The 20,619-nt window shown below is 66.0% G+C and carries 14 protein-coding genes; 7 read left to right on the forward strand and 7 right to left on the reverse strand.

The genetic code is table 11. From position 1 onward, the window contains the following. Positions 1-28 precede the first annotated feature (28 nt). Positions 29-4,765, reverse strand: coding sequence for a glutamate synthase large subunit (gltB, locus tag QW863_RS26950; RefSeq protein WP_315769291.1), 4,737 nt, complete (start codon positions 4,763-4,765; stop codon positions 29-31). Between the two features lie 549 nt (positions 4,766-5,314). On the opposite strand from gltB, the gene QW863_RS26955 reads away from it, so the two are divergent. Continuing rightward, complete coding sequence (locus QW863_RS26955; RefSeq protein WP_315769292.1) at positions 5,315-6,283, forward strand: hypothetical protein; 969 nt, start codon at positions 5,315-5,317, stop codon at positions 6,281-6,283. Positions 6,284-6,469: 186 nt separating this feature from the next. Here QW863_RS26955 and QW863_RS26960 read toward each other — a convergent pair whose 3' ends face one another. Then, complete coding sequence (locus tag QW863_RS26960; RefSeq protein ID WP_315769294.1) at positions 6,470-7,234, reverse strand: alpha/beta hydrolase; 765 nt, start codon at positions 7,232-7,234, stop codon at positions 6,470-6,472. A 159-nt stretch (positions 7,235-7,393) separates the two neighbouring features. Continuing rightward, the gene (locus QW863_RS26965) at positions 7,394-7,873 is read right to left on the reverse strand and encodes an Hsp20 family protein (protein ID WP_315716558.1); all 480 of its coding nucleotides are present in this window, start codon (positions 7,871-7,873) and stop codon (positions 7,394-7,396) included. Between the two features lie 193 nt (positions 7,874-8,066). Here QW863_RS26965 and QW863_RS26970 point away from each other — a divergent pair, with 193 nt between their 5' ends. Both QW863_RS26970 and QW863_RS26975 read left to right on the forward strand, forming a co-directional pair. Next, complete coding sequence (locus QW863_RS26970) at positions 8,067-9,014, forward strand: alpha/beta hydrolase (RefSeq protein WP_315769296.1); 948 nt, start codon at positions 8,067-8,069, stop codon at positions 9,012-9,014. 73 nt (positions 9,015-9,087) lie between these two features. Further along, positions 9,088-9,936 (forward strand): tetratricopeptide repeat protein, encoded by an 849-nt coding sequence (locus tag QW863_RS26975; RefSeq protein ID WP_315769298.1) that lies wholly within the window; start codon positions 9,088-9,090, stop codon positions 9,934-9,936. On the opposite strand, the gene QW863_RS26980 is transcribed toward QW863_RS26975, so the two are convergent. From QW863_RS26980 to QW863_RS26990, 3 genes are all read right to left on the reverse strand, one after another. Next, complete coding sequence (locus QW863_RS26980; protein WP_315769300.1) at positions 9,926-10,636, reverse strand: hypothetical protein; 711 nt, start codon at positions 10,634-10,636, stop codon at positions 9,926-9,928. The two genes, QW863_RS26975 and QW863_RS26980, sit on opposite strands and share 11 nt — an antisense overlap. A gap of 88 nt (positions 10,637-10,724) precedes the next feature. Further along, positions 10,725-12,287, reverse strand: coding sequence for a TadE/TadG family type IV pilus assembly protein (locus QW863_RS26985; RefSeq protein ID WP_315716710.1), 1,563 nt, complete (start codon positions 12,285-12,287; stop codon positions 10,725-10,727). A gap of 367 nt (positions 12,288-12,654) precedes the next feature. Beyond that, the gene (locus QW863_RS26990) at positions 12,655-13,857 is read right to left on the reverse strand and encodes an ABC transporter substrate-binding protein (protein ID WP_315716563.1); all 1,203 of its coding nucleotides are present in this window, start codon (positions 13,855-13,857) and stop codon (positions 12,655-12,657) included. 150 nt (positions 13,858-14,007) lie between these two features. On the opposite strand from QW863_RS26990, the gene QW863_RS26995 reads away from it, so the two are divergent. Continuing rightward, positions 14,008-14,682, forward strand: coding sequence for a GntR family transcriptional regulator (locus QW863_RS26995; protein WP_315769302.1), 675 nt, complete (start codon positions 14,008-14,010; stop codon positions 14,680-14,682). A gap of 471 nt (positions 14,683-15,153) precedes the next feature. Beyond that, the gene (locus QW863_RS27000; protein ID WP_315769304.1) at positions 15,154-15,303 is read left to right on the forward strand and encodes a hypothetical protein; all 150 of its coding nucleotides are present in this window, start codon (positions 15,154-15,156) and stop codon (positions 15,301-15,303) included. Between the two features lie 130 nt (positions 15,304-15,433). On the opposite strand, the gene QW863_RS27005 is transcribed toward QW863_RS27000, so the two are convergent. Next, positions 15,434-16,333 carry a LysR family transcriptional regulator gene (locus tag QW863_RS27005; RefSeq protein ID WP_315716565.1) on the reverse strand — a complete coding sequence of 300 codons (900 nt, stop codon included), beginning with the start codon at positions 16,331-16,333 and terminating at the stop codon, positions 15,434-15,436. A gap of 116 nt (positions 16,334-16,449) precedes the next feature. Between QW863_RS27005 and QW863_RS27010 the strand changes: the two genes are divergently transcribed. Continuing rightward, the gene (locus tag QW863_RS27010; protein ID WP_315769306.1) at positions 16,450-18,039 is read left to right on the forward strand and encodes an NADH-quinone oxidoreductase subunit L; all 1,590 of its coding nucleotides are present in this window, start codon (positions 16,450-16,452) and stop codon (positions 18,037-18,039) included. Positions 18,040-18,052: 13 nt separating this feature from the next. Then, positions 18,053-20,578: a DUF2309 domain-containing protein gene (locus QW863_RS27015; RefSeq protein ID WP_315769308.1), complete on the forward strand. Its 2,526-nt coding sequence runs from the start codon at positions 18,053-18,055 to the stop codon at positions 20,576-20,578. Positions 20,579-20,619: the final 41 nt, after the last annotated feature.

The following is a 20,619-nucleotide window of genomic DNA, read 5'->3' on the forward strand; positions in this document are numbered from 1 at the left end:
CAATGACGCCCTTGTCTGCTGCCGCGCCTCAAGCCCCGATCGCGATCTTGGGCTCGGCGTCGGCGTTGGCGGCGAGCTCCTTCAGGGCACGGCGGTATTCGACCGGCATCACCTTGCGGAACTTCGGCGCGAAGTCCTTCCAGTTCGCCAGGATGTCGGCGGCGCGCTTGGAGCCGGTCGCCTTGGCGTGGCGCGAGATCAGCACGTGCAGCCGCTCGACGTCGGACGCCAGCAGGTTCTTGAACACGTCGACCCGGCCATGCGCCTCGAGATCGCCCATCTGGTGATAGGTGTCCTCTGCGATCATCTCCTCGGACAGTACCGGCTCGAGCTCGACCATCGCCATGTTGCAGTGCTTGTCGAAGTCACCGGCCTCATCGAGCACATAGGCGACGCCGCCCGACATGCCGGCCGCGAAGTTGCGCCCGGTCTTGCCGAGCACGACGACGATGCCGCCGGTCATGTATTCGCAGCAATGATCGCCCGCGCCCTCGACCACGGCGACCGCGCCGGAGTTGCGGACCGCGAAGCGCTCGCCGGCGATGCCGCGGAAGAAGCACTCGCCGGAGATCGCGCCGTACATCACGGTGTTGCCGACGATGATCGATTCCTCCGGCACGATGCCGGAGTTGCGCGGCGGCTTGACGATGATGCGGCCGCCAGACAGGCCCTTGCCGACATAGTCGTTGCCTTCGCCTTCGAGCTCGAAGGTGACGCCTTGGGCGAGCCAGGCGCCGAAGGCCTGGCCGGCGGTGCCCTTCAGGCTGACATGGATGGTGTCCTGCGGCAGGCCGGCATGGCCGTAGATCTTGGCCACCGCGCCGGACAGCATCGCGCCCGCCGAACGGTCGGTGTTGTTGATCTCGGCCTCGATCTTGACAGGCGCGCCGCGGTCGAGCGCGGGCTTGGCCTGCTCGATCAGCTTGCGGTCGAGCACGGCCTCGAGGTGATGGTCCTGCGCCTCGGCGTGATGGATCTTCTGGCCCGGCGCCTCCTTCTGCTTGACGAACAGCTTGGAGAAGTCGAGGCCCTTGGCTTTCCAATGCGCCACCAGGCGGGACTGGTCGAGCATCTGGGTCTGGCCGACCATCTCGTTGAACGAACGGTAGCCGAGGCTCGCCATGATCTCGCGGACTTCCTCGGCGACGAAGAAGAAGAAGTTGATCACGTGCTCGGGCTGGCCGGTGAAGCGCTTGCGCAGCACCGGGTCCTGGGTGGCGACGCCGACCGGACAGGTGTTGAGATGGCACTTGCGCATCATGATGCAGCCGGCGGCGATCAAGGGGGCGGTGGCGAAGCCGAATTCGTCGGCGCCGAGCAGGGCGCCGATGACGACGTCACGTCCGGTGCGGAAGCCGCCATCGACCTGGACCACGATGCGGCTGCGCAGCCGCTCGCGCACCAAAGTCTGGTGCGTTTCGGCAAGGCCGATCTCCCACGGCGAGCCCGCATGCTTGATCGAGGTGAGGGGAGAGGCACCGGTGCCGCCCTCGAAGCCCGCGATCGTCACATGGTCGGCGCGCGCCTTGGCAACGCCGGCGGCAACCGTGCCGACGCCGACCTCGGAGACGAGCTTCACCGAGACCTGGCCGTCGGGATTGACGTTCTTCAGGTCGTAGATCAGCTGCGCGAGATCCTCGATCGAGTAGATGTCGTGATGCGGCGGCGGCGAGATCAGGCCGACACCCGGCGTCGAGTGGCGCACCTTGGCGATGGTGGCGTCGACCTTGTGGCCGGGCAGCTGGCCGCCTTCGCCGGGCTTGGCACCCTGCGCCATCTTGATCTGCATCATGTCGGAGTTGACGAGATATTCCGTCGTCACGCCGAACCGGCCCGAGGCGACCTGCTTGATCGCCGAGCGCATGGAATCGCCGTTGGGCAGCGGCTTGAAGCGGTCGGCTTCCTCGCCGCCCTCGCCGGTGTTCGACTTGCCGCCGATCCGGTTCATGGCGATCGCGAGCGTGGTGTGCGCCTCGCGCGAGATCGAGCCGAACGACATCGCACCCGTGGCGAAGCGCTTGACGATCTCCTTCGCCGGCTCGACCTCGTCGAGCGGGACCGGCTTGCGCTTGTCGTCCTCGGCCGACTTGATCCGGAACAGACCGCGCAGGGTCAGAAGCCGCTCGGACTGCTCGTTGAGCAGCCTGGCGAACGCCTGGTAGCGCTCCCTGGAATTGCCGCGCACCGCGTGCTGGAGCGTCGCGACCGATTCCGCGGTCCACGCATGGTCCTCGCCGCGGGTGCGGAAGGCATATTCGCCGCCGACGTCGAGCGCGGTCTTGTAGACCAGCGCGTCGCCGAACGCGTCGCGGTGGCGGCGCGTCGTCTCCTCGGCGATCTCGGCGAGGCCGACGCCTTCGATGCGGGTGTGGGTGCCGTAGAAGAACTTCTGCACGAACTCGGCCTTCAGGCCGACCGCATCGAAGATCTGCGCGCCGCAATAGGATTGGTAGGTCGAGATGCCCATCTTGGACATGACCTTGAGCAGGCCCTTGCCGATCGACTTGATGTAGCGCTTGACGACCTCGTAGTCGCTCAGCGCGCCCGGCAGCTTGTCCTTGAGCGCGATGATGGTCTCGAAGGCGAGATAAGGATTGATCGCCTCTGCGCCGTAGCCGGCCAGACAGGCGAAGTGATGCACCTCGCGCGGCTCGCCCGACTCCACCACGAGACCGACCGACGTGCGCAGGCCGGTGCGGATCAGGTGATGATGCACGGCGGCGCAGGCGAGCAGCGACGGGATCGGAATCCGGTCGGCCGAGACCATGCGGTCGGACAGGATGATGATGTTGACGCCCTCGCGCACCGCGGCTTCGGCGCGGCCGCAGAGATCGTCGAGCACCTGCTCGAAGCCGGCCGCGCCCAGGCTCGCATCGAAGGTGGTGTCGAGCGTGCGCGAGACGAAGTGGCTGTCGGACACTTGCGAGATCGAGCGGATCTTCTCGAGGTCCGCATCGGTCAGGATCGGCTGATGCACCTCGAGCCGCTTGGTCGAAGCGACGCCTTCGAGGTCGAACAGGTTCGGCCGCGGACCGATGATCGAGACCAGGCTCATCACCAGCTCCTCGCGGATCGGGTCGATCGGCGGGTTGGTGACCTGGGCGAAGTTCTGCTTGAAGTAGGTGAAAAGCAGCTTCGGCTTGTCCGACAGCGCCGAGATCGGCGTGTCGTTGCCCATCGAGCCCGTGGCCTCCTCGCCGGTCGCCGCCATCGGCGTCATCAGGATCGCGATGTCTTCCTGGCTGTAGCCGAACGCCTGCTGCCGGTCCAAGAGCGGCAGGTTGGTGCGCGCGCCCGTGGTCGGCGCATCCGGCAGCTTCTCGACCTGGATCTGTGTGCGCGCGAGCCACTCGGTGTAGGGATGGCTGGCGGCGAGCTGCGCCTTGATCTCGTCGTCCGGGATCAGGCGACCCTCCTCGAGATCGACGAGCAGCATCTTGCCCGGCTGCAGCCGCCATTTGGTGACGATCTGCTCCTCCGGAATCTTCAAGACGCCCATTTCGGACGCCATCACGATGCGGTCGTCCTTGGTGACGAGATAGCGCGCCGGCCGCAGGCCGTTGCGGTCGAGCGTGGCGCCGATCTGGCGGCCGTCGGTGAAGGCGATCGCGGCCGGGCCGTCCCACGGCTCCATCAGCGCGGCGTGATATTCGTAGAACGAGCGGCGCTCCTCGCTCATCAGTGGATTGCCGGCCCAGGCTTCCGGGATCATCATCATGACTGCGTGCGGCAGCGAGTAGCCGCCCTGCACCAGGAATTCGAGCGCGTTGTCGAAGCAGGCGGTGTCGGACTGGCCTTCATAGGAGATCGGCCAGAGCCGGCTGATGTCCTTGCCGAACAGCTCCGAAGACACGGACGCCTGGCGCGCCGCCATCCAGTTGACGTTGCCGCGCAGCGTGTTGATCTCGCCATTATGCGCGATCATCCGGTACGGGTGAGCCAGCGACCAGGTCGGGAAGGTGTTGGTCGAGAAGCGCTGATGCACCAGCGCCAGCGCGCTCTCGAAGTCCGGCTCGTGCAGGTCGGCGTAGTACTTGCCGAGCTGGTCGGCCAGGAACATGCCCTTGTAGATCACGGTCCGGCACGACATCGAGCAGGGGTAATAGCCCGACATGCCGCGGTCGCGGCGCTGATAGATCGCCTGCGAGATCGACTTGCGGAGGATGTAGAGCTTGCGCTCGAACTCGTCCTCGGTCTTGGCGGCGCCGTTGCGGCCGATGAACACCTGCATGCTGCGCGGCTCGGTCGGCTTGACGGTCACCCCCAGCGAGGAGTTGTCGGTCGGCACGTCGCGCCAGCCGAGCAGCACCAGGCCTTCGTCCTCGATCTGGTCGGCGATGATGCTCTTGATGACGTTCCGCCACGCTTCGTCGCGCGGCATGAACAGCGCGCCGATGGCGTATTCGCCCGGAGCCGGCAGCGTGAAGCCGAGCTCCTTCGCCTTGCGCGAGAAGAAGGCGTGCGGGATCTGCACCAGGATGCCGGCGCCGTCGCCGAAGCGCGGGTCGGCGCCGACGGCGCCGCGGTGCTCCAGATTGCAGAGGATGCTGAGCGCGTCCGCGACGATCTGATGCGACTTCTGGCCCTTGATGTTGGCGATGAAGCCGACGCCGCAGGAATCCTTCTCCTGGCTCGGGTCGTACAGACCTTCGGCTTCAGGACGCCACGTATGCAGCTCGCGGGTGATTTCGGCCGGTTTCTCATGCGAATCCACAGCCAGCACCGCGCCGCCCAAAATTCCGTGCTCGACCTTCGATCCGCTCATATCCGTCCCCATAAATTATTGGTCAGGGCCTTCACCACAGTCCGGTACAGTCCGTCCGGCGCACCCCGGGCGCTGCGCGGGCCCCTCTCCGGAGCCAACGCTCGTCCTTCTCAGCGAGCCGCATTTGCAGAATTCAGGCCAGTGTCCGGGGGACCATGTCCCCGCTGGACGACCGCGGCCTGTTCATGTCGCAGCGCCCTCAGGCGCCGTAACATCATTGCAAAGTCTCGGTCACCTTTGCAACGAAATTTTAGACAGCATTTCTGTCCTAAACCGCAAGATGCCAAACTTTAACCTATCACACAAGCACTGCGGAGTCCTGAGGTCCGGGCGCCGCACACGCTCATTCCCCGGCAAATCTTCCGCTTCTGCCACTGACCGATCGATCCGGTCGGGCCGGCGATCACGCGCCGCGCTCGATTTTGAAACCTAACGCCCCGATCCCGCCCTCTCGCCGACCCAGGACCGCCGGAATCACGGCAGAACTTCCGCGGCACTTGAGAAGAAGCGAACAGCTTCACGTGCGGGGGCATGCAGGAGCTTTGAGCCATGAAGTTGCTTGTTGGAGTCGTCTCGGCCGCGTTGATCGCGCCGTTTGCCGCGCAGGCCGAGCCGTTGCCGCCGCAGGGCGTCCGTGCGCCCTACACGGTGGTCTCCGATTTCGATACGCCTTATTCGGACCTGCCGCCGCCGGCCGTCGTGCCCGCACCGCCGCCGCGTTACGGCTATCGGCCGGGCCCTGACTACGGCTACCGCGACGAGCGCTATGTGCCGCCGGCGCCGGTCTACCGTCAGGACGGTTACCAGCAGGAGTATGGCTATGCACCGGCGTTCCTGCCGGTGCATGAGGTCTATGCGATTCTGCGCGACAACGGTTTCTCGCCGCTCGGCGCACCGCGCCAGCGCGGCAATGTCTGGGTCGTGGCGGTGCTCGATCGGCAGGGCGAGGACGGCAAGCTCGTGGTCGATGCGCGCTCCGGCCGCATCCTCCGCTTCGTGCCGGCGTTCCAATGGGGCGAGGAGTACGAGCGGATGCGCTATGAGCCGAGCCCGCGCGGCGGCCTCGACCGCCTGTCGCCGCCGAGCGTGATCCGGGCCGATCCGCGCCTGGTGCCGCCGATGCCGGCTGCGCCGCGCGTTGCCACCGCGGTGCCGGTCCAGCCGAAGGTGCCGACGCCGGCAGCCCGGCCGAGTGCTCCGGCACCGCAGACCGCCGCGCTCAATCCGAAGCCGGCCGAGGCGGTCAAGCCGGTCGCGCCCAGCCCCGCGGACATCAAGCCGGCCGAGGCCAAGCCTTCAGAGGCCAAGCCTTCAGAGGCCAAGCCTTCAGAAGCCAAGCCTTCAGAAGCTAAGGCTTCAGAAGCTAAGGCTTCAGACGCAAAACCCTCTGAGCCGAAGCCGGTGCAATCGGCCGCGGCCGCGCCGCAGACGACGGGCTCCGTCGCAGCGCCCACGGCGAAGCCGGTGCCCCAGATCCTGCCGACGGCAAAGATGCCGGCTGTACAGGGTTTGGAATAGAGGCAGTCAGACGGTCTGCCCGGCCGCTTGCCACCACCAAAGCTGTCATCGCCGGGCTCGACCGGGCGATAACGTAACCCCGGCATCTCGGTCAGTCACGACTGCCACGGCGACCTGGATGCCCGCTTTCGCGGGCATGACAGGTCGTTTGGAGCAGCCGATGAGATCCCAGCGCGATCGGTCGCACTACTCGTGCTGACCGGCGGCCTTCAGGATCAGATCAGCGATCTCCTTCGGATGCGACACCAGCGACAGGTGCCCGGCGTCGAGCTCGATCGTGGTCGCCTTCATGCGGTGGGCCAGGAAGCGCTCGAAATCCGGATCGATCGTCTTGTCCTGCTTCGACACCGCATAGAATGACGGCTTGTCGTGCCACGCCGCCTGGGTGGTGCGGTTGCCGAAGATCGTCGCTGCGGTCGGCCATTGCACCGCATAGAGCTCCTTCGCCGTCGTCGCATCGACACCATTGGCGAAGTCCTTCAGGAAGGCGTCCTCGTTGAGCTTGGTCTCGCCGTCGTGGTCGACGATGCCGGCGCGTGCCGGCGGTGTCGGATATTGCCCGGCAAGCTTGACGAAATCCTCGCCCGCATCGGGGGCCCGGGCCGCGACATAGACCAGCGCGCTGACCTTTGGATCGGTGCCGACATCGCTCACGACCGTGCCGCCCCAGGAATGGCCGACCAGCACGGCCGGCCCATCCTGCTCGGCCAGGGCGCGGCGGGTGGCGGCCGCGGAGTCCGCCAGCGAGGTCAGCGGATTCTGCACGGCCGTGACCTTGAGGCCGGCCGCCTGCAGATAGGGGATGACCTTGGCCCAGCTCGAGCCATCGGCCCAGGCGCCGTGCACCAGCACGACGTTGTGGACCTTGGGCGGCTGCGCGGGCTCGGCGAGGGCGGCGCCTGCGGAGATCAGCAGCGCGGCGGCGCAGGTGAGGGTCCGAAGAAGGTTCATGTCACGGCTCCAAGCCCGGTTGACGACGATCATTGGCGTCTTCGCGAGCTGAGAGCAGGCCGTTACCAGTGGTCACGATCGTTTGACTGCACTGCAGCAAGGCATGAAAAAACGCCCCGGTTGCCCGGGGCGCTCCTATTCCAGAATGAGGATGTGCTGTTAGGCGGCGGCCTTCTCGGCCGAGCCTTCGATCACCGGCTGCTCGGCGGCCTGCGCGCCGGTCGAGATCGGAATCGAGCGGGGCTTCTTCGCTTCCGGAATCTCGCGTACGAGGTCGACGTGGAGCAGGCCGTTTTCGAGGCTGGCGTTCTTCACCACCACGTGGTCGGCGAGCTGGAACGAGCGCTCGAAGGCCCGGGCGGCGATGCCGCGATACAGCACCTCGGCCTTTTTGCCGTTCTCGTTGGCGGCCTTCTCGCCCTTGATCGTCAGCGTGTTTTCCTTCGCGACGAGGGAGAGCTCATCCTTGCCAAAGCCGGAGACGGCGACGGTGATGCGGTAAGCGTTCTCACCGGTGCGCTCGATGTTGTAGGGCGGATAGCCGGGGGTGGGCTCGGCGGTGGCCTGGTCGAGCAGCGAGAACAGACGGTCGAAACCGACGGTGGAACGATAGAAGGGGGTGAGGTCGTAGGTACGCATGGTCAAAGTCCTCCATTGAGCGACTGTTGGCTAACCCGCCCGCCATCGGGCCGGGCTGTCGTGCAGCCTGACGCGGCCTGCACGATCTCGATATGGGCCGGACGTTTCGACCTTCAAGGGCGCCCAAGACCTGCTCTTTTTGCCGTTCCACCCCTTGATTCCCGCTGCCTTTCACCTATTCGATGGGCGCCTCATGACGCTCGTCTCGATTCCCGCCAATCCCGTTCCCGAAAACGTCACTGCCGGCACCATCAAGACCCCTGATGGCGCCGAGCTGCGCTTTGCGCGCTGGGCGCCGCCGGCCGGGCGCAAGGGCACGGTGTGCGTATTCACCGGCCGCAGCGAGATGATCGAGAAGTATTTCGAGACGGTGCGCGATCTGCGCGATCGCGGCTTTGCGGTCGCCATCATCGACTGGCGCGGCCAGGGCCATTCGTCGCGGCGCCTGCGCGATTCCCGCAAGGGCTATGTGCGCTCGTTCTCCGACTACGAGACCGACGTGGAGACCTTCGTCACGCAAGTCGTGCTGCCGGATTGTCCGCCGCCTTATTTCGCGCTGGCGCATTCGATGGGCGGCACGGTGCTGCTGCGGCTCGCGCATGCCGGCAAGCGCTGGTTCGATCGCGTCGTGCTGTCGGCGCCGATGATCGACCTTCCGGACAGCCGCACCGCGCTGCCGGCGCGGCTGTTGCTGCGGGCGATGCGCATCGCCGGACAGGGCGGCCGCTACGTGCCGGGCGGCAACGACGAGATCAGCGGGCTGGCGCCGTTCGTCAACAATCCTCTGACGTCCGATCCGGTCCGCTATGCCCGCAACGCCGCGATCCTCGAAGAAGATCCGACGCTCGGCATCGCCTCGCCCACGGTCGCCTGGGCCGACGCGGCGTTCTCGGCGATGATGACCTTCCGCGGCATGACCTATCCCTCCCAGATCCGCCAGCCGATCCTGATGCTGGCGGCCTCCAGCGACACCGTGGTGTCGACGGCTGCGATCGAGGAGTTCGCCTATCATCTGCGCGCCGGCTCGCATCTCGTCATCGCCGGTGCCAAGCACGAGATCCTGCAGGAGCAGGACCGCTACCGCTCGCAGTTCTGGGCCGCGTTCGACGCCTTCGTGCCGGGCACGCCGCTGTTCGGGTGAGCGTGCTGCTGGACACTCCTGGGGACGGCGAGCTAGCTAGACTCGACCTCTTCCTCGGAGCTTGGCTGCAGACGTGAGTGAACGGCGGAAAAATCAGCAGGCGCAGGCGCTGCAGGAAGCGATCCACGCGCTGCGCGCGCGGCAGTTCGCGCGCGCCGAGCAGATCGCCGCCTCGATTCTGCGCACGGCCAGGACCGACCGCGCCGCGCTGCTCGTCCAGGCCCATGCGCTGCTCGGCCAGCAGCGCGCGAACGAAGCGATCGCGCCGCTCGAGAAGGCGGCGTTGCGCGGCAGCGATCCGGAACTCGAGACGCTGCTCGGCGCTGCCTTGTGCGAATCCAGACGCGCCGCCGACGGCATCGCGCAGCTGCGCAAGACCGCGGCGCGGCGGCCGCCTTTTCTGCCGGCGTTCCAGGAGCTGGCGGGGCGGCTTGCCAAGTCGGGACAGCTCGGTGACGCCATCGCCGTGATCGAGGAGGCGCTGACGCTGTCACCCGACAGCGTCGACCTCCAGCTCGATCTCGGACGCCTCTCTCTCCAGGCCAATGACCGCGTTCGTGCCCGCACGCACCTGTTGGCGGCGCGCGAGGCCGCGCCGGGACGGCCCGACATCCTGATCGAGCTCGCCTGGGTGCAGTTCCTCGACGGCGACTATGCCGAGGCCGCAGGCACCTACCGCCATGCGCTCGGCCTGCGGCCCGAGGACACGCAGACCCGCGCCAACCTCGCGATGTGCCTGATGGAGATGGGCGACCGCGCCGGGGCCGAGGCGGCGCTGCGCACGGTGGTGCGCGGCCGGCCGCATCTGTTGAGCCGCGCGGCCTATACGATGGTCGTTAGCTCGCATGGGCGCTTCTTTTTCCGGCCGAGCGATGCGGCGAAGTTCCTTCAGGTCGACGGCGCGGCCGCCCTCAAGCCCTGAACCGCTTGCGATAGACGCCGGTCTCGCGCTTCAGCGCCTCGCGCACCTCGTGAATCTCCGCGATTTCCTCTCCGGTGAAGGCCGAGATCTGCATCGTCCAGGCCTGCCGCTTCACCGGAATGCATTGCGCGACCGGCGTGCCCTTTGGCAGCACGCCGCGGAACGACGTGTCGTGCCAATGCGCCGGAAAATGCACGAAGCTATCGTGAAAGCGGTCGCTGTCGACGAGGCCGGTCACGGTGGTGAAGGGCAGGTCGAAGCGGTTGACGGGATGCGTGAACAGCAATGCCCAGCCCTCCGGCGCCTCGATCGTCCAGAGATTGTGAAACTTGAGCAGGAAGCGGTCGGCCTCGAACAGCGGCGAGCCCGTGACCTGCGCGACGTCGTGGAAGCTGATCGGCGAGCGCGGAAAATCGATCGCGCCGCCCGGCGGCAGCTCGTTGTCCCAACTGATCCCGCCATCCTCGACCGTGAGATCGCAGACCAGCGGAATGAGGAAGCCCGTCGTCATCGCGTCGATGAAGGGCGGGCAGCGCTTGACGGTCTGCTCCTCGGCCTGGTTGAGCGCGCTGAACGCGGTGGCCGGCATCGTCTTGACCCAGTCGGGAACGCCCATCGGCGCCGGCACCGGCTGCGGAATGAGGCCTTCCAGCTCCTTCGGACAGCGAAATTTCAGCGTGAGCGGATCAGTCTCGGACATGGGCGCCGCGGCTCTTTCGTGGTCGACGGTAGAGGTCTACGCCTTCGGCGCCGAAAGTCCAACGGCCGAGCCTGGGCTTGTCTCTGCTCTATCTCGTCAGATGCGCCTCGGACACCGCATGATTGAACATCGCGTTCAGCGCCGACGTGATGTCGGCGGGCGTGTTCGCCGTATAGAAGAATCCCGGCGAGGCGCAGGCCTTCAGGCTCGGCGGAATCGAAGGAATGTTGCTGTTGGCATAGTCGTCTTCGTCACCGGCGAAGGATGCGTTCACCGGATTGATCACCTGATAGGGAATGTAGAGAACTGAGATGATGATGCCGCGGTTCTTCAGCGGTGTGCAGGAGGTGTTCGGATCGATCACGGTGGCATGATTGCTGCCGGACCATGAGCCATTGGGCACGCCCTTCACTTGCGGGTCTTGCGCGCCGTCGGTGACCAGGAACACGTAGGGCAGGGTATTGGTCGAGGCGCTGCCGTTCCCGACATTGACGATCAGGTTGTTGACGCTGGACAGGGCCGTGTCGATATGCGTTCCGCCCGAGCCGAGAGATGCGTTGGTGTTGGTGTCGAGCAGCGTCGCAAGGTTGGCCGCCGCATAGTTGATGGTGGTCGAATCCGTCGTCGAGCCGTTGATGCTGCTGGTGAGCGGAAAGTAGGAATAGAGATATCGGATGAAGGGGTAGAGGCCGATCCGGAACTGGTTGTTGACCTTCTTGGTGTTGTTCGCCGTGACAAACAGCTGGTTCACGGCATAGCCCACGGCATCCAGCCGCAGCTGGATGCATGCATCCGTCCCATCGGTCGGGCAGTTCGCAACGGTCGCCAGGTTCTTGTACAGTGAGTTCGGCAGGCCGGACACGATCGACGACGGCAGTTGAACGCCCATGGGGTAGTTCTTGTTGGTGGTCAGCAGGTTCTTGTAACCGCTCTGGCTGACGCGCGAGATCGCATAGCCCAGGCAATAATTGTTCGTGGGATATCCCTGGGTCCCTGAATCGGTGCAAGCGCTATTCTGCGGCGAAAAATGGCACGCCAGCGTGCATCCCGTGGGGTATTGCCTGTAGTTGTCCGGGCTGATGGCCTGCATGCGCTGTGCTTCGGACGATGTCGACGGGAGGCCCATCGAGCCCGAGACGTCCAGCGTCAAATAGAAGTCGAGATAGAGTGGCAACGTGACGGAAGAGGACGATTGGCCGCTGACCGTCAGATTCTGATAGCCGATCACCGTCAGGAACGTGGCCGGCACGTTGGCGGTGAATTGCACCTGCGACGTCAGTGTGGACCCGCTCTTGGTGACGGTGCTGGTCTCGGACGTCAATGTGTAGCCTTGAAAGGTAGAGGCGTTGCCCTTGAAGATGTTGTCCGCCTCCGAGACCCCGGCGGTAACGGTTCCGTCCGACGTCATCGCCATCGCCGCTGTATAGCCTGCCGAGTTGACCGAGATCGAGGCGATGCTCGCGGCATCGGCCGCAGACTGGAGCCTGATCTTCATGCGCATGGCCATGGAGTAGTCGGTCGCGCATCCGATCGCCGTGAGAATCGGCAACAGCGCCAGCGCGAATGTGACCGCGATATTGGCCTTGCTGTCGCGGGAGAAGCGCGCGATGGCGGCGATCGCCCGGCTCGCTGGTCGGCTGATGTCCGTCATGCTCTTCCTCAAAAGATCCCGTTGGGGCGGTGAGGACCTGTATTCTTTTCCTTGTTGGCGGTTCCCCGCGGCGATCATCTCCGCGACTGCTTCAAGGAGACCTGCGGTGAGAACCGGGCACGAGCCCGCCCTCCGCCCGCTTCCCCGGCCGTGAGCAGAGGGGCACGCCGTCGCACGCGCGACCACATGTGGATGTATGCGGACGCCGATTGCGAATTCGGTTGACCTGCGACGAAACATCGCAGGCGACTGTTGCGATTTTGTTTACGTGGCGAGAGAGAGGCGCCGTCCTCCAATACCGTGCCAGCCCATGCATGCGCCTGTCGTCAGCGCGGAGCCGCGCCGACGATCCACGGAGCAGCCGCCGCTACTTGGTCGACAGCACCTCGCCGAACCGCTCCCACTGCTTGCCGGTGAAACGCATGAACTGCACCTGCTCGACCGGGAGGTGGTCGGTCTCTGACGTGTTGACCTTGATGCCCGGCAGCAGCATCGGCAGTTCGAGATCCTTGATCGACAGCGCCTGCCGCAAAATGTTCTCGCGCGACAGATCGTTGCCGGCCGCCTTCAGCACGTGCTCCAGCACCATGCCGTTGTTGTAGCCGTTGACGTAGTTGGAATCGCGGATGTCGCCGTCGGGCACGTATTTCGCCATATAGTCGCGCCAGCCCTTGACGCCGGCATCGTTGGCCCAGGCGGGATCCAACGGATCCTTGACGTAGGCCGTCGAGATGATGCCGGTGCCTGCCTCGAGGCCCGCCGGCTCCATGACCGATGACATCCACACCGAGACGTTGGTCAGGAACGTCAGCGGGCGCCAGTTGATCTCATGGGTCTTGCGGATCGCCTGCGCGGCGAATTTCGGCGTCGCGGCGATGATCAGCGCATCGGCGCCCGTCGATTTCAGCTTCACGATCTGCGAGTCGATGGTCGGCTCGGTCGACTCGTAGCTTGCGACGGTCACCGTGCTGTCGAAGCGCTCGCCGAGCACGTCCTTCAGCCCGGCGAGATAGTCGCGCCCGAAATCGTCGTTCTGCGCGAGAATGGCAAAGGTCGAATCCGGCTTCTTCTGCAGCGCGTAGCGCGCATACATCCGCGCTTCGTTGCGGAACGGCGCCATCACACCCATCAAGGCCAGCGGAAATTGCGCAGGGTCGCCGAACTTCGAGGCGCCCGAGGCCACGAACAGCTGCGGCACCTTCTTGCCCTGGAGATACTTGGCGATCGCGGTGTTGTGCGCGGTGCCCATGGTCGAGAAGATGAACAACACCTCGTCGCTCTCGACCAGACGTCGCGTCTGCTCCACGGTCTTGGGCGGCACGTAGCTGTCGTCCAGCGAGATCAGGTTGACCTTGCGGCCGTTGATGCCGCCGCGGTCGTTGATCATCTTGAAATAGGCCACCTCGCCCTTGCCGAGGATGCCGAAGGCGGACACCGGCCCGCTGTAGGGCATGGTCTGTCCAATGCGGATCTCGCTGGCGGTGATGCCCGGCTGATCCTCCGCCCGAGCGGGTACGGCGAGGACGGACGCGGCGACCAACAATCCTGCCGCTGCGATGGCGCTTCGCATGGATACCTCCCTGATGGCCGCGCTGCCGGCGGCGTTTTGGCGCTGAGCATAGGGGCATGGCGGAGGCCGTGCAATTAAAATATATTTTTTGATGAAAATATACTTTTAGGCTTTGCTAGTGTGAATCGATTGTCCCGCGAGAGTGAGTCGATGTCCGGCAGCGCCACCCAGACCGTCTACGAGCAGTTGCGTGCCAGCCTGCTCGCCGGCCTCTATCGTCCGGAGGAGAAGCTGAAGATCAGCGAGCTCGGATCAGCCTTCTCCGTCAGCACCGGGGCGATCCGCGAGGCGCTGGCGCGGCTCACGGCGGAAGGGCTGGTGACGGCGACGCCGCAGCGCGGCTTCCGCGTGGCGCCGGTCTCGGTGGCCGATCTGCGCGATCTGACCGACATGCGCGTCGAGATCGAGACCAAGTGCCTGCGCCGCGCCATCGCCAACGGTGATCTCGCCTGGGAGACCACGGTCGTTGCCGCGCATCACCGTCTGGCCGCGACGCCGATCGCGGCCCATGACGGCAGCTTCTCGCCGGCCTGGATGCTGGCGCATGCCGATTTCCATGCCGCGTTGGCCCAGGCCTGTGGCAGCGCCTGGATGATGCGGGTGCGCGATCTCCTGTTTGCGCACAACGAGCGCTATCTTGATCTCGCCCGCAAGACCGATCGCGGCAACCGCGATGCCGCGCGTGAGCATCGCGAACTGATGGAGGCGGCGCTGGCGCGCGACACCGAGCGCGCGGTGACGCTCATGATGGCGCATCTCGACAAGACCCGGGACACGATCGAGGCGGCGCTGCTCGCCGCGACGGCGATGAATGAGGCGAAGTAGGATCATATCAGGACGCAGACCGCGAACGTCTTCGCGATCCGTTCCGCGCCGGATGTCGCCAGCCGAATGACCGAGGGTCGCCTGACGGCTGCGGCCACTTCATTCGGGGTGACGATGTACTTCCGCTGGGAAACGGGAAGCGTCGAATTGCTCACGCCGCGTATAGATGCGATCGCTCAGCGCGACGCGAACCACCGCGCCTCGCGTGCGGCCGTCGTCCATCCTTGTCGTCGACATCGTGCTCCGTTCAGGGCGAGCTAATACGAAGATTCAACTTCTTCGAGCGTCGGCGCTTCCCTCGTCTCGATGCAACTGCAAATCCGCCGTCATTGTTAAGCGGCCTTCATGCCGGGCATGCTGTGCATTCAAGGATGCATTCACCACGCGCCGATCTCTCCAAATTTGGAAACGCCCCGGTAACGCACCGTCCCTCTAGTTAAGTCCACTAACGACATTCAGGAGGAGACATTGATGATGATGATGATTGTGCGGAAGCTGGTTGGTCCCCATGCGCTCAATTCCGGATTTGGTCTGGTGACCATGTTCTCATTGACGGGCGTGGTCGCTTCTCTCGTGCTGGTCCAGCACGGGGTGAATGTCAGTCCGCCCGCGATGTTCTGATCGGACGGCTCACGACTGCTGACCTTGCCCCCAGTTCGGAACGAACTGGGAGTTGGTCCGCAAGACCGGTCCGTCCCGATGTCTTGCGGGCTGCCTGCAACCTATTTCAAGACAAAGTGCCACGGACAGGTCATTCAGGCCGTGAACCGCTCTTCCTGTCGCGTGATCCGATCAGCTCGGCGACGAGCGGATTGGGATAGCGGCGCTGCTGGCTCACGGCGAAGAACTGCTCCTTCAGCGCGCTCAGGCGGGCGCGTTCAACCAGCACGCCGGTACGCAGCTCGTCGATCACGACGATCGACGGCACCAACGTGACGGTGCCGCTCTCGCGGGCCATCAGGCGCAGCATCGCCATGTCGTCGACCTCGGCGGCGATGACCGGACGGATCCCGCTGGATCCGACCAGCGCATCGAAAGCCGAGCGCAGCGCGCTGCCTCGGCCGGGCAGGATCACCGGCGTCGTTGCCAGATCCTGCGGGAATCGGAATCGCGCGGGCTTGGCCGGCTTGCGGCTAACGAGGCTGACGCGCTGCTCATCGATCAGCGTGTTGTCGAAATTGCTGCGCATGTCTGGCGCCGCCGGATGGTTGGCGAGCACGAGATCGAGCTTGTGGGCGTCGAGCTGTTCCAACAGGTCGCTGAACTGACCGGTGTGGATGATCAGCTCGACGTCGCCGCGCCCGATCAAGGGCTTCAGGAACGCGATCTGGAAGTTGCGCGACAGGTTCGCCGCGGCGCCGACCCGCAGCAGCTGCCGTCCCGGCCGCAGGCCCGACAAGGTCTCGATCAGCTCATGGCCAGACTTGAACACGCTGCCGGCATAGTCGAGCGCGATGCGCCCGGCCTCGGTGAGCTGCAGGGTGCGTCCAATGCGCTCGAACAGCTTCTGCCCGAGCTGCTCCTCCAGCGCCTTGACCTGCACCGACAGCGAGGAGGGCGAGACGTTGAGGCGCTGCGCGGCGCGGCTCATGCTGCCTTCGCTGGCGATGATCCAGAAGTAGCGCAGGTGGTGGTAATTCAGATGCGGCACGCAATCATTCTATATTTTATAACGATCAGGTTCAATGATTGAAATTTTAGGAATGAACTGCAGCCCGTAAAGCAAGAGGGAGAGATCGTCCCCTGTGATCAAACGACCGGGCCGCCATGAACCAGCTCCTTCCCTGTCTTGCGGCGCTTGCGCCGCTCACGCTCGCGGTCGTCGCACTCGCCGGCACCGGCGGCAGCGCCAGAACCGTCGCACGTAACGCGATCGCGACCGCCGCGCTCGCATTCGCCCTTGCCACTCTCGCGAGCCTCGGCGCAGCGGTCATGGGGGCAGGGCGGACGCCACTGCTCGGCGGCTACGGCCTAGGGCTGTCGCTGCAGCTCGATACGCTCGGCGCCATCCTCATCATGCTGGTCAGCTTCATCGGCTTCGTCGTCGTGCGCTACAGCCGCAACTATCTCGACGGCGATCCCGGCCAGGTCAGGTTCACGCGCTGGCTGCTGCTCACCCTGGCCGCGGTGCTGATCTTGCTGATCTCCGGAAACCTGGTGCTGCTGCTGGCGGCCTGGATCGGCACCAGCCTGGCGCTCGGCAAGCTGCTGCTGTTCTACGACACCCGTCCGGCCGCGGTCCGCGCCTCGCGCAAGAAGTTCGTGGCGAGCCGGCTCGGCGATGCCTTCCTCGCGGTCGCGGCGCTGCTTCTCTACCTCCGCTTCGGCACGCTGGAGCTCGCCAGCCTCGCTGCGCAGGCCCGCGGCGGAGAAGGGGCGGGATCGGCGATTGTCACGATCGCCGCGCTGCTGATCGTCGCGACCGCGATGCTGAAATCCGCGCAGCTGCCGCTGCATGGCTGGCTGATCGAGGTGATGGAGACGCCGACCCCGGTGTCGGCCCTGCTGCATGCCGGCATCATCAATGCCGGTGGCTTCCTGGTGCTCAGGCTCAGCGACGTGCTGCTGCTGGCCACGCCCGCGCTCGACGTCCTCGCGGTCGTCGGTGGCGCCACCGCGCTGTTCGGTTCGCTGGTGATGCTGACGCAGACCTCGGTCAAGGTTCAGCTCGCTTATTCGACGGTGGCGCAGATGGGCTTCATGCTGCTGCAATGCGGGCTCGGCGCCTTCTCCGCCGCGCTGCTGCACATCGTGGCGCATTCGCTCTACAAGGCGCACGCCTTCCTGTCGTCGGGCAGCATCATCGATCTCGCCCGCGCGTCATGGACGCCGAGCCCCGGCGGCCAGCCGCATGCGGCACGACTGATCCTGGCCTTGGTCGCGGTGATCGGCCTCGCGCTGCTGACGGGGCTCGCCTTCGGCATGACGCTCCGCAGCAACCCGGCGCAGATCGCGCTCGGCTCGGTGCTGCTGATGGGGCTGGTGCACCTGATGGCCAACGCGATCGACGAGCGGCCGAACGCCTTTGTCATCGCCCGCGCCGCGGTGACCGCAGCGGGCGTCGCGATCGTCTACTTCGCGCTGCAGGCCGGCACGGCCTGGCTGGTCGGCGGCAGCATTCCCGCATCGCGGCCGGTCGATGGTGTCGTGCCGATGCTGATCGCGGCGGCCGTGGTGGTCTCGTTCGCGGCGGTGACCGTGTTCCAGAACCAGATGATGCGCCGCGCCGACGCGCCGTTCTGGATCGCGGCCTACGTCCACCTGCGCAACGGCCTCTATCTCAACACGCTCGCCAACCGCCTCGTGCTGACGGTTTGGCCGCGAAGCGCGACCTCGCACCTTCCGTCCAAGCCGTAAGCCGGAGATGAAGATGACCCAGGCTGCCCTTGCCATGTCCATGACCGACCCGATCGACACCACCGCCGATGCCGGGCTGATGGCCCGCATCGACAGCGCCTGCCAGCGGGTCGCGCCGTTGTGGCCGCTGAAGCACTTCGTCGCCGTCAATCCGTTCCTCGGCTTCACCTCGCAGAGCTTCGCCGCGACCGCCGCGACGTTCGAGCGCGTGGTGCGGACGCGGATGCTGATGCCGCGCGGCCACTACCGGCAGGCGCTCGACGACGGCCGGATCGACGATGAAGCGCTGGCGCAGGCGCTCGCGCTGCATCCCTCGACCGGGCTCGATGTCGACGCGCTCAAGCAGAAGGCGCGCGCCGAGGCCGGGCTGTCGTCGCCGCCCGCCGTGGTGGCGACGGTCGCGGAAGTGCTGGATCGGCTCGCCCAAGGCGATCGGTACGTCTCGCTGGTCGCCTTCATGATCGACGAGATCTCGGCGTTCTGCGCCACCTATTTCGACGAAGGCCAGGCGAGCTGGCCCAGCCCGGTGCGCAAACTGAAGCCCTATGCCGCGTGGCGGACGATCGCGGCCTATGACCGCAATCCCGAGGTGATGGGGCTCACCGGCTTCCGCAAGGCGATCGCGGAGCTGCCGGCCGATCCGGTGCAGGCGATCGGTCTGATCGTCGACCGGCTCGGCATCCCCGCGCGCGCGGTCGAGGACTATCTGGTGCGGGCGCTGTTCGATCTCGGCGGCTGGTCGGCCTATGCCCGCTACATCGGTTGGAACGCGCAGCTCGACGGTCGGCGCGACGAGACGCTGCTGGAGCTGCTGGCGATCCGGCTCGCCTGGGGTTATGCGCTCTATCAGGCGCGCACCGACGACGCCTTCAAGGCGGCCTGGGCGGAGGCCATGGCGGAAGCGGCGAAGCTGCCGGCCGATCAGCGGCTCGACGAGACGCCGGAGCTTGCGATCGATCTCGTCCTGCACGAGGCTTATGAGATCGCGTTCCGCGGCAAGCTCGTCGCACAGCTCGCCAAGCACGGCACCCAGGCGGCGATCCCGCGGCTGCCGGCGCGGCCGCCGGTGCAGGCGGCGTTCTGCATCGACGTGCGCTCGGAGATCTTCCGGCGCGCGCTGGAGACCGCTTATCCGGAAGCCGAGACGATCGGCTTCGCCGGATTCTTCGGCTTCCCGATCGAATACGTCCCGATCGGCCATACCAGGGGCGGCGCGCAATGCCCGGTGCTGCTCAAGCCCGCCTTTATCGTTTGCGAGGCCGTCAAGCATGCCGATGACGTCGAGGCGGCCGAGGTGCTGGGTCTGCGGCTGCTGCGGCGGCGAGCGGCCAAGGCGTGGAAGTCGTTCAAGGTCTCGGCCGTCTCGTCGTTCTCCTTCGTCGAGACCGCCGGCCTCGGCTTCGCCGCCAAGATCGCAACCGACAGCGCAGGTGTCACGCGTCCCGTGCCGTCACCCGTCGTTGATGGTCTCGATCCCGAGATCGCGGCCCGCGTCCAGCCGCGGCTGACACCGGGCGAGCTCGGCGGGCGGGTCACCGGCTTCACCGATCCGCAGCGCGTCGCGATGGCCGAGGCGGTGCTCAAGGCGATGTCGCTGACCGGGCCGTTCGCGCGGCTCGTGCTGCTGGCCGGTCACGGCAGCACCACCGTCAACAATCCGCACGCGTCGGGGTTGGATTGCGGCGCCTGCGGGGGCCATACCGGCGAGGCCAATGCGCGGGTCGCCGCCGCCGTTCTCAACGATTGGCGTGTGCGAGAAGGTCTGCGCGCCAAGGGCATCGACATCCCCACCGATTGCTGGTTCATCGGAGCGCTGCACGACACCACGACCGATGCCGTGACTCTGTTCGACGAGGACGACGTTCCGGCCGTGCTCGCGCCGGATCTGTCCCAGCTGAAGGCACGGCTCGCGGACGCTGCACGGCTGGCGCGGCAGGAGCGCAGCGCGCTGCTCGGCATCAAGGACGTATCCGACGTCGATGGCGCGGTGATCGCCCGGAGCCGCGACTGGTCGCAGGTGCGGCCCGAATGGGGGCTCGCCGGCAACGCCGCCTTCATCGCCGCGCCGCGCGCCTTCACCCGCGGCCTCGACCTCGGCGGCCGCGCCTTCCTGCACTCCTACGAGGCCGCCCGTGACGACGGCTATCGCACCCTCGAGCTGATCATGACGGCGCCGATGGTGGTCGCGAGCTGGATCAATCTGCAATATTACGGCTCGACCGTGAACAACGCTGCCTTCGGCAGCGGCAACAAGGTGTTGCACAACATCGTCGGCCAGCTCGGCGTGCTCGAGGGCAACGCCGGCGACTTGCGTGTCGGGCTGCCCTGGCAGTCGGTGTATGACGGCACGCGCTTCATCCACGAACCCATCAGGCTCAACGTCTTCATCGCCGCGCCGGAGAGCGCCATGGACGAGGTCCTGCAGCGTCACCAGGGCGTGCGCGATCTCGTCGTCAACGGCTGGGTGATCTTGCATTCCCTCGGAGAGCAGGGAGCGATCCAGCGTTGCGTGCGTCCGGGCGGCTGGACCGCGGCGTGAAGCCTGCGGTGCGCCCCATGATCAGCAGGCCGCACCGTCGC

Source organism: Bradyrhizobium sp. SZCCHNR1017 (assembly GCF_032381375.1).
Lineage (GTDB): Bacteria > Pseudomonadota > Alphaproteobacteria > Rhizobiales > Xanthobacteraceae > Bradyrhizobium.

Excerpts from the sequence above, each read along its gene's own strand:
- gltB (WP_315769291.1), bottom strand. The coding sequence starts at position 4,765 with ATGAGCGGATCGAAGGTCGAGCACGGAATTTTGGGCGGCGCGGTGCTG.
- QW863_RS26955 (WP_315769292.1), top strand. The coding sequence starts at position 5,315 with ATGAAGTTGCTTGTTGGAGTCGTCTCGGCCGCGTTGATCGCGCCGTTT.
- QW863_RS26960 (WP_315769294.1), bottom strand. The coding sequence starts at position 7,234 with ATGAACCTTCTTCGGACCCTCACCTGCGCCGCCGCGCTGCTGATCTCC.
- QW863_RS26965 (WP_315716558.1), bottom strand. The coding sequence starts at position 7,873 with ATGCGTACCTACGACCTCACCCCCTTCTATCGTTCCACCGTCGGTTTC.
- QW863_RS26970 (WP_315769296.1), top strand. The coding sequence starts at position 8,067 with ATGACGCTCGTCTCGATTCCCGCCAATCCCGTTCCCGAAAACGTCACT.
- QW863_RS26980 (WP_315769300.1), bottom strand. The coding sequence starts at position 10,636 with ATGTCCGAGACTGATCCGCTCACGCTGAAATTTCGCTGTCCGAAGGAG.
- QW863_RS26985 (WP_315716710.1), bottom strand. The coding sequence starts at position 12,287 with ATGACGGACATCAGCCGACCAGCGAGCCGGGCGATCGCCGCCATCGCG.
- QW863_RS26990 (WP_315716563.1), bottom strand. The coding sequence starts at position 13,857 with ATGCGAAGCGCCATCGCAGCGGCAGGATTGTTGGTCGCCGCGTCCGTC.
- QW863_RS26995 (WP_315769302.1), top strand. The coding sequence starts at position 14,008 with ATGTCCGGCAGCGCCACCCAGACCGTCTACGAGCAGTTGCGTGCCAGC.
- QW863_RS27000 (WP_315769304.1), top strand. The coding sequence starts at position 15,154 with ATGATGATGATGATTGTGCGGAAGCTGGTTGGTCCCCATGCGCTCAAT.
- QW863_RS27010 (WP_315769306.1), top strand. The coding sequence starts at position 16,450 with ATGAACCAGCTCCTTCCCTGTCTTGCGGCGCTTGCGCCGCTCACGCTC.
- QW863_RS27015 (WP_315769308.1), top strand. The coding sequence starts at position 18,053 with ATGACCCAGGCTGCCCTTGCCATGTCCATGACCGACCCGATCGACACC.